An 8,621-nucleotide genomic window follows, 5' to 3' on the forward strand; every position below is an offset into this window, starting at 1 on the left:
GGGCGGAGGCCGCGACCTATACTCGCAAACGAGTATTCGTGGACGAGGAGGCCGGGGATGGCCAAGCGGCGCAAGGTGGGCAACCTCCTCGGCCTCGCCGTGCTGTCGACGGTCTCCGCCAAGCCGATGCACCCGTACGAGATGGCCGCCGTGATGCGCGCCCGCGGGAAGGACCGCGACATGGACATCAAGTGGGGGTCGCTCTACACGGTCGTCGGCAACCTGGAGAAGCACGGCTTCCTGGCCGTCGAGGGCAGCGTCCGTGAAGGGGCGCGGCCGGAGCGGACCGTCTACCGCATCACCGACGCGGGCACGGCGGAGCTCGCCGACTGGGTCCGCGAGCTGATCGCCGTGCCCGAGCGCGAGGTGCCGCGGTTCGAGGCGGGGCTGTCGGTCCTCGGCGCGCTCGGCCCGGACGAGGTCGCCGTCCTGCTGCGCCGCCGCCTCGACGCGCTGGAGCGGCAGATCGCCGCCGACGAGGAGGGGCTCGCGGCCGCCGAGGTGCCGCGCATCTTCCTGATCGAGGAGGAGTACGACCTGGCGATCAGGCGCGCCGAGGCCGCGTGGGTGCGCGGCTTCCTCGCCGAGATCGAGGACGGCACCCTGCCGCACCTCGACATGTGGCGCGCCTTCCACCGGACCGGAGAGCTGCCGCCCGAGATCGCCGAGATGGCGGAGAGGGGAGCCCCCCAGGAGTAGCGCGGAAGCGGCCCGGCGGCGGTGCGGCAACACCGCCGCCGGGCCGGAGAACCCACCACCGAAGATCCGCACGGAGCGGGCCCTGGCGGCGAGCACGCATCTCCAGCCTATCCGGGACCCCTCCGTCGAGCACGGAGGAACCATGGCGCACGCCATCGAGGCCGAGGGCCTCGTGAAGACCTATCCCGGCGACGTCCGGGCCCTGGACGGGCTGTCCATCACCGTCGGCCAGGGCGAGATCGTCGGGCTGCTCGGCCCCAACGGGGCCGGCAAGTCCACCACCGTCAAGATCCTCACCACGCTGATCAGGCCGGACGCGGGCACCGCCGCCGTGGCGGGCCACGACGTGCTGCGCCGGCCCGACCGGGTCCGCCGGCTGATCGGGGTCGTGGCGCAGAAGTCCGGCGCCGACCCGGAGGCGAGCGGCCGCGACAACCTCGTCCTGCAGGGCCGCCTGTACGGGCTGTCCGGCGCGCGGGCGCGGCGGCGGGCCGCCGAGCTGCTCGCCCGCTTCGGCCTGGACGACGCGGCGGCGCGCCGCGTGAAGACCTACTCGGGCGGCATGCGGCGGCGCCTGGACGTCGCGCTCGGCCTCGTCCACCGCCCGCGGGTGCTGTTCCTCGACGAGCCCACCACCGGCCTCGACCCCGAGGCGCGCGCCGCCCTGTGGGCCGAGATCGCCCGGCTCGCCGGCGACGACGCCCTCGCGATCCTGCTGACCACCCACTACCTGGAGGAGGCCGACCGGCTCGCCGGGCGGGTCGCGATCGTCGACGGGGGCCGCGTCGTCGTGACGGGCACCCCCGACGGGCTCAAGGGCGAGCTGCGCGGCGACGCCGTGCACGTCGCCTGGCCGGAGGCGCCCCCGGAGCCGGTGGTGCGGGAGGCGCTCGGCCGGCTCCCCGGCGTCCGCGAGATCGTCCTGGACGGCCCGCGCCTCAGCGCCCGCACCGGTGACGGCGCCGCCGCCGTCCCGGCCGTCCTCGCGGCCCTCGACCAGGCGGGCGTCCCCGCGGCGACCGCGACCGTCGCCCGGCCCTCGCTTGACGACGTCTACCTCCGCTACGCCGGGCGCCGCCTGGCCGAGGCCGAGCCCGCGACCGCAGGAGGCGCCCGATGACCGCGCTGGTGACCGGCACCTGGTGGATGACCCACCGGCGCCTGACGGCGCTGCTGCGCAACCCCGCCGTCCTCGTCATGACGCTGGCGCAGCCGATGATCTGGCTGTTCCTGTTCGGCGAGCTGTTCAAGCGGGTCGCGGAGCTCCCCGGGTTCGGCGCCCAGTCCTACCTGGACTACATCGTCCCCGGCGTCGTGGTCATGAACGCGGTGTCGCTGAACTCCTTCGCCGGGATGGCGACGATGGACGAGATCGAGCGCGGCACCCTCGACCGCTTCCTCGTCACCCCGGTGCGCCGCAGCGCGATCGTGCACGCCGGCGTCGTCGAGCAGGCCCTCAGCACGGCGTTCCAGTCCCTGGTGATCGTCCTGCTGGGCTGGGCGGCCGGCGCGGACTACCCGGGAGGCCCCGCGGGCCTGGCCGTCCTGGTCGCCGCCTCGGTGCTGATCGGCATCGTCCTCGCGGCCCTGTCGAACACGCTCGCGCTGCTCGTGCGGGACCGCAACACCATCATCGGCCTGAACGTGATGCTGCTGCTGCCGCTCACGTTCCTGTCCTCGGCGTTCATGCCCGCGAACCTGATGCCGTCCTGGATCGGGCACGTGGCCGCCGCCAATCCGGTGAGCTGGGCGCTCGACACCGCCCGCGCGGCCCTGTCCGCCGACCCGGACTGGCCGTCGGCCGCCCTGCACGGCTCCTGGCTGCTGGCCCTGGCCGCGGCGACGGTGGCGCTGGCGACCTACTCGGTGAGGAGCTACCAGAAGTCCCGGTGACCCGTCCGTGCGCAGGCCCGGTCGTGCTCGCACGACCGGGCCGCCACTCCGCCCGCCTGCGCGCCGCGGATCAGCGGGTGTCCAGGAGGTGGTCCAGGACGCGGGTACCGAAGGCCAGGCCGTCGAGGGGGACGCGTTCGTCCACCCCGTGGAACATGCCGAAGTAGTCGAGGTCCGGCGTGAGGCGCAGGGGCGCGAAGCCGTAGCTGGTGATGCCGATGCGGTGGAACGACTTCGCGTCGGTGCCGCCCGCCATCACGTAGGGGACGGGGTGGGCCTGCGGGTCCTCGGTGCGGAGCGCCTCGGCGAGGGCGGTGAACGTCGGGCCGGCCGGGTCGGCCGCCGGGGCCTCCTCGTAGTTGATGAACTCGCGGGTGACGCGGGGGCCGAGCAGCCGGTCGATCGTGGCGAGGAACTCCTCGCCGGTGCCGGGCAGGTAGCGGCCGTCGACCTGCGCGGTCGCCGTGCCGGGCACGACGTTGACCTTGTACCCGGCGTCCAGCCGGGTCGGGTTGGCCGAGTTGCGGATCGTCCCGGCGAACAGGTGGCCGGCCCGGCCGAGCCGCGCGGCCTCCGCGTCGAGGCGGTCGTGGTCGATGGTCGTGCCGAGCGCCTTCGCGAGCCCGTCGAGCAGCGCGCGGACGCCCGGCGTCAGCCGGACGGGCCACTCGTGGGCGGCCAGCCGCGACACCGCGTGCGCGATCTCGGCGACCGCGTTGTCGGGCGCCGGCTTCGACCCGTGCCCGGCGGTGCCGCGCGCCGTCAGCTTGAGCCACGTGGTGCCGCGCTCGCCCGTCGCGACCGGGTAGATCCGCCGGCCGTCGGCCTCCACGCTGAACCCGCCGGACTCGCTGATCGCCTCCGTGCAGCCCTCGAAGACCTCGCGGTGCTCCCGCACCACGTACCGCGACCCGTAGTCGCCGGTGCACTCCTCGTCGGCGAGGAACGCCAGCACCAGGTCGCCGCGCGTGCGCCGCCCCTCGCGCAGCCGCCGCCGGACGACCGCGAGCGTCATCGCGAGGCTGCCCTTCATGTCGACCGCGCCGCGCCCCCACACGCACCCGTCCCGCACCTCGCCGGAGAACGGCGGCACGGTCCAGTCGGCGGCGTCGGCCGGGACCACGTCGAGGTGCCCGTGGATCAGGAACGCCGGATGCGACGGGTCGGTGCCGGGCACGCGGGCGAGGACGCTCGCCCGGCCGGGCGCCGACTCCACGACGCGCGCCTCCACGCCGACCTCGTCCAGCAGCGCGGCGACGTGCTCGGCCGCCGGGCGCTCCGGATGGGCGACCCCTTCGCCCCGGTTGGTGGTGTCGAAGCGGATCAGATCAGCACAGATCCGGCCGGCCTCGGTGTCCGCCCCGTCCTCCATCGCACCTCCGATTCGCGACGAGGCTTCATTTTCCCCGGGGACCGCCCCGTGTCAACGGAGTGGCGGTGTGTCGCACGGGGAATCGGAGAAGCATGATCAAGAACGTCTCGATCCGGTTTCGACTCCGTCAGCGCTGTGTGCAAAACGTCACCGCGAGTACGACCCTGCCAACAATCGAGGTGCGGCGGGCGGCCAAGAGCCCGTGGACCGGGGCCGAGGAGGAGCATGACCAGCCAATGGGGTGTGCGGTGGAAGATCGCGGGCGCCGTCGCGGTGGCGCTCACGGCGTCGCTGGGGCTGTCGGCCTGCGGCGGCGATGAGGCGGGGGCGAGCGACGGGACGTTCACCGTGGGGCACTCCGAGCCCGACCACCTGGTGCCCGCCAACACGACCGGCAGCTACGCCTTCGACGTGATCACCGAGCTGTTCGACAACCTGATGACGCTCGACCAGGACGGCAAGGCGGTGCCGCTGGCCGCGGAGTCCGTCACCTCCGGCGACCAGAAGGTCTGGACGGTCAAGCTGCGGGCGGGGCAGAAGTTCCACAACGGCGAGCCGGTGACCGCGCAGAGCTTCGCCGACGCGTGGAACAACGCGGCGTACGGCCCGAACGCCATGGGCGCCAACTCCTACTTCTCGTACATCAAGGGCTACGAGGAGATGAACCCCGAGGACGAGAACGCCAAGCCGAAGGCCGAGAAGCTGTCGGGGCTGGAGGTCACCGGCGCCGACACGCTCAAGGTCACGCTGAACGCGCCGTTCAGCCAGTTCCCGCTGCTGCTGACGTACCCGGCGTACGCGCCGATGCCGAGCGCGGGCCTGAAGGACCTGAAGGCGTTCGAGGAGCACCCGATCGGCAACGGCCCGTACCAGATGGACGGGAACTGGGAGCGCAACAAGCAGATCAAGCTGGTCGCCTACCCGGGCTACGCGGGGCCGCGCAAGGCGAAGAACAAGGGCGTGACCTGGAAGAGCTACTCCAACGCCGACACCGCCTACACCGATCTGCGGGCGGGCCGGATCGACGTCCTGCAGACGATCCCGTCGGCGAAGGTCCCCGAGGCCAAGCGGCTGCTGGGGGACCGGTTCCTCGCCCGGAAGATGAGCACCACGGACTACCTGGGCTTCCCGGTGTTCGACAAGCGGTTCGCCAACCCGGACCTGCGCAAGGCCATCTCGATGGTCATCGACCGCCAGGGCATCAACAAGGCGGTCTACAACGGCGACTACTTCCCCGCCGACTCGCTGATCCCGTCCATCATCCCCGGCCACCGCCCCAACGCGTGCGGTGAGCTGTGCACCTACGACCCGGCGAAGGCCAAGCAGCTGTTCGACAAGGCCGGCGGGTTCAAGGGGACGATGGAGCTGTACTTCTCCAACGCGCAGCCGACCTACGCGCAGTGGATGCGGATCATCGCGAACTCGCTGCGCGACAACCTCGGCATCACCGACGTCCAGTTCCGGCAGGTGCCCGCGTCCGACTACTTCTCGATGCTGCGCGAGCGCAAGGAGAAGGGCCCCTACCGGCAGAACTGGGAGGCCGACTACCCGAGCCCGCAGAACTACCTGGAGAACATGTGGGGGTCGGCCGACAACCGCATGGGCTGGAAGAACCAGGAGTTCGACGACCTCATCGCCAAGGCCAACCGGGCCGCCGACCAGCAGCAGGCGCTCGCGCTCTACAACCAGGCCGAGGACATCGCGATCCGGGAGATGCCGATGATCCCGCTGTGGACGTGGGCGGGCGAGGGCGGCCGCTCGAAGAACGTCGAGAACGTCACGATCACTCCGTACTCGACGGGTCTGGTCGCCACCGACGTGACGGTGAAGTAACCGGCGATGTGGAGGTACGTCCTACGGCGGCTCTTGCAGGCGGTCCCCGTCTTCTTCGGCACGACGCTGCTCATCTACGTGATGGTGTTCGCGCTTCCGGGCGACCCGATCCAGGCGCTCGCCGGGGACAAGCCGGTCCCGGACAACGTCCTGCAGACGCTCCGGGACCGGTACAACCTCAACGACCCGCTGCTGGTGCAGTACGGGAAGTACATGTGGGGCCTCGCCCAGGGCGACCTGGGCGAGAACTACACCGGCCAGAGCGTGTCGGAGATGCTCAGCGGGCGGTGGACGGTGACCGCGCGGCTCGCCCTCACCGCCTGGATCTTCGAGCTGGCCATCGGGATCGCGCTCGGCGTGTGGGCGGGGCTGCGCCGCGGCCGGTTCGCCGACACCCTCGTCCTCGGCGGGACGACGCTGGTGATCGCGGTGCCGGTGTTCGTCCTCGGGTACGCCGCGCAGCTGCTGTTCGGGCTGCACTGGCAGATCTTCCCCACCGCCGGGACGGACGAGGGCTGGCCGGTGAGCTACCTGCTGCCGGGCATCGTGCTCGGCTCGCTCGGCCTGTCGTACGTGGCGCGGCTGACGCGCACGAGCCTGTCGGAGAACCTGCGGGCCGACTACGTGCGCACCGCGAACGCCAAGGGCCTGTCGCGGGCGCGGGTGGTCGGCCGGCACGCGCTCCGCAACTCGCTCATCCCCGTGGTGACCTATCTCGGCGTCGACTTCGGGAACCTGATGGGCGGCGCGGTGGTGACCGAGGGCATCTTCAACCTGCCGGGCATCGGGCAGCAGGTGTTCCAGTCGATCCAGCTGAAGGAGGGCCCGGTCGTGGTCGGCGCGGTCACCGTGCTGGTGCTGATCTTCCTGCTGGTCAACCTGGTCGTGGACCTGCTGTACGGGGTGCTCGACCCGCGGATCAGGTACGAGTGAGGCGCGCATGAAGATCGAGGACGCGGGCCCGCCGGGCGCCGAGGCCGAACCGGCGCCCGACGCGGCGGGGGCGCTCACCGCCGGGACGAGCGCCGCCGGGACGAGCGCGGCGGCGGTCGCCGCCGCCGGCGGCGGGATCGGCCGGGCGTCGCTGTGGGACGACGCGTGGCGCGACCTGCGCCGCCGCTGGGTGTTCTGGATCTCGGTGACGATCCTGGCGTTCGTCGCGGTGATGGCCCTGCTGCCGCGGCTGTTCACCGCCACGGCCGTCAACCAGGGCTGCGATCCGAACGCCGCCAAGGCCGGCCCGTCCGGCGACCACTGGTTCGGCACCGACCTCGCGGGCTGCGACTACTACGCGCACGTCGTGCACGGCGCCCGCCCGACGCTGCTCATCGGCGTCGCCGTCACCCTGTTCGCGCTGCTGATCGCGATGGTGTTCGGGCTGCTGTCGGGGTACTACGGCGGGATCATGGACGCGGTGATCGCGCGGCTCACCGACGTGTTCTTCGGGCTGCCGTTCGTGCTGGGCGCCACGGTGATCCTGGTGGCGTTCCCCTCGCACGGCGTGTGGGCGATGACGCTGGTGCTGGTGCTGCTCGGCTGGACGACGATGATCCGCATCATGCGGGGCCAGGTGATCTCCGTCCGGGACGCCGACTACGTGCAGGCGGCGCGGCTGCTCGGCGCGTCCGACGCCCGGATCATGGCCCGGCACATCCTGCCGAACGCGATCGCCCCGGTGATCGTGGTCGCCACCCTCAACGTCGGCAACGTGATCGTGGGGGAGGCCACGCTGGACTTCCTCGGCGTCGGCCTGCAGTACCCGGAGGTCTCCTGGGGGCTCCAGCTGAACCAGGCGAAGGACTCCTTCATCGACCACCCGCACCTGCTGGTCTTCCCCGCCGTGTTCCTGTCGGCGACGGTGCTGAGCTTCCTGATGCTCGGCGACGCCGTCCGCGACGCCCTCGACCCGAAGCTGCGGTGACCCTGAATGCTCACGGATGTGAAGGACGATGCGCCCCCCGCGCCGCCGCCGCTGCTGAGCGTCGACGACCTGCACGTGGTGTTCCGCGTGCGCGGCCGGGACGTCCGCGCGGTGAACGGCCTGTCGTACAGCCTCGACGAGGGCGAGACGCTCGCGATCCTCGGCGAGTCGGGGTCGGGCAAGAGCGTCGCCGCGCAGGCGGTGATGGGCATCCTCGACTCCCCGCCCGCCCGCGTCGAGCGCGGGTCGGTGCGGCTGCGCGGCGAGGAGCTGCTCGGCCTGCCCGAGCGGCGCCGCCGCGGCTACCGCGGCGACCGCGTCTCGATGGTCTTCCAGGACGCGCTGAGCGCGCTGAACCCGGTGTTCACGGTCGGCGACCAGCTCCGCGAGATGTACCGGGTGCACCGCGGCCTCGGACGGCGGGCCGCCCGGGACAAGGCCGTCGAGCTGATGGAGCGGGTGCGGATCCCGTCGGCGGCCAAGCGGCTCGGCGACTACCCGCACCAGTTCTCCGGCGGCATGCGCCAGCGCATCATGATCGCGATGGCGCTGGCGCTGGAGCCGGACGTGCTGATCGCCGACGAGCCGACGACCGCGCTGGACGTGACCGTCCAGGCGCAGATCATGCGGCTGCTCGCCGGGCTCCAGGAGGAGCTGCGGATGGGCATGGTGCTGATCACCCACGACCTCGGCGTCGTCGCCGGCGTCGCGGACCGCATCGTCGTCATGTACGCCGGGTCCGTGGCCGAGCAGGCGCCCGCCCGGGAGCTGTACGAGCGGCCCGCCCACCCCTACACCAGGGGCCTGCTGGCGTCGGTGCCGCGGCTGGACCGGCGCGGCGCGCCGCTCGTCCCGATCAAGGGGGCGCCGCCGGACCCGGCCGCGCTGCCGCCCGGCTGCCCG

The 8,621-nt window shown here is 72.4% G+C and carries 8 protein-coding genes; 7 read left to right on the forward strand and 1 reads right to left on the reverse strand.

Annotated features, from left to right (window positions below; all coding sequences use genetic code 11):
* Positions 1-57: 57 nt before the first annotated feature.
* The 3 genes from AB0K34_RS35385 (at position 58) to AB0K34_RS35395 (ending at position 2,592) form a co-directional block, all read left to right on the forward strand.
* Positions 58-699, forward strand: coding sequence for a PadR family transcriptional regulator (locus AB0K34_RS35385; protein WP_364553210.1), 642 nt, complete (start codon positions 58-60; stop codon positions 697-699).
* Positions 700-841: 142 nt separating this feature from the next.
* Positions 842-1,819 carry an ATP-binding cassette domain-containing protein gene (locus tag AB0K34_RS35390; protein ID WP_301176690.1) on the forward strand — a complete coding sequence of 326 codons (978 nt, stop codon included), beginning with the start codon at positions 842-844 and terminating at the stop codon, positions 1,817-1,819.
* Complete coding sequence (locus AB0K34_RS35395) at positions 1,816-2,592, forward strand: ABC transporter permease (RefSeq protein WP_301176688.1); 777 nt, start codon at positions 1,816-1,818, stop codon at positions 2,590-2,592. The genes AB0K34_RS35390 and AB0K34_RS35395 overlap by 4 nt, the downstream gene beginning before the upstream one ends.
* 70 nt (positions 2,593-2,662) lie before the next feature.
* Here AB0K34_RS35395 and AB0K34_RS35400 read toward each other — a convergent pair whose 3' ends face one another.
* Complete coding sequence (locus AB0K34_RS35400) at positions 2,663-3,964, reverse strand: M20/M25/M40 family metallo-hydrolase (protein ID WP_301176689.1); 1,302 nt, start codon at positions 3,962-3,964, stop codon at positions 2,663-2,665.
* A 225-nt stretch (positions 3,965-4,189) separates the two neighbouring features.
* On the opposite strand from AB0K34_RS35400, the gene AB0K34_RS35405 reads away from it, so the two are divergent.
* From AB0K34_RS35405 to AB0K34_RS35420, 4 genes are all read left to right on the forward strand, one after another.
* A complete protein-coding gene (locus AB0K34_RS35405) occupies positions 4,190-5,797 on the forward strand; it encodes an ABC transporter substrate-binding protein (RefSeq protein WP_138634641.1) in 1,608 nt (535 codons plus the stop codon).
* A 6-nt stretch (positions 5,798-5,803) separates the two neighbouring features.
* On the forward strand, positions 5,804-6,730 hold the full coding sequence (locus AB0K34_RS35410; protein ID WP_138634644.1) for an ABC transporter permease: 927 nt from the start codon (positions 5,804-5,806) through the stop codon (positions 6,728-6,730).
* A gap of 7 nt (positions 6,731-6,737) precedes the next feature.
* On the forward strand, positions 6,738-7,718 hold the full coding sequence (locus AB0K34_RS35415) for an ABC transporter permease (RefSeq protein ID WP_138634647.1): 981 nt from the start codon (positions 6,738-6,740) through the stop codon (positions 7,716-7,718).
* A 6-nt stretch (positions 7,719-7,724) separates the two neighbouring features.
* Positions 7,725-8,621 (forward strand): ABC transporter ATP-binding protein (locus AB0K34_RS35420; protein ID WP_364553212.1); only part of this gene is annotated, 897 nt, incomplete at its 3' end.

The sequence above is a fragment of the Actinomadura sp. NPDC049382 genome, from assembly GCF_040677125.1.
Taxonomy (GTDB): domain Bacteria; phylum Actinomycetota; class Actinomycetes; order Streptosporangiales; family Streptosporangiaceae; genus Spirillospora; species Spirillospora geliboluensis.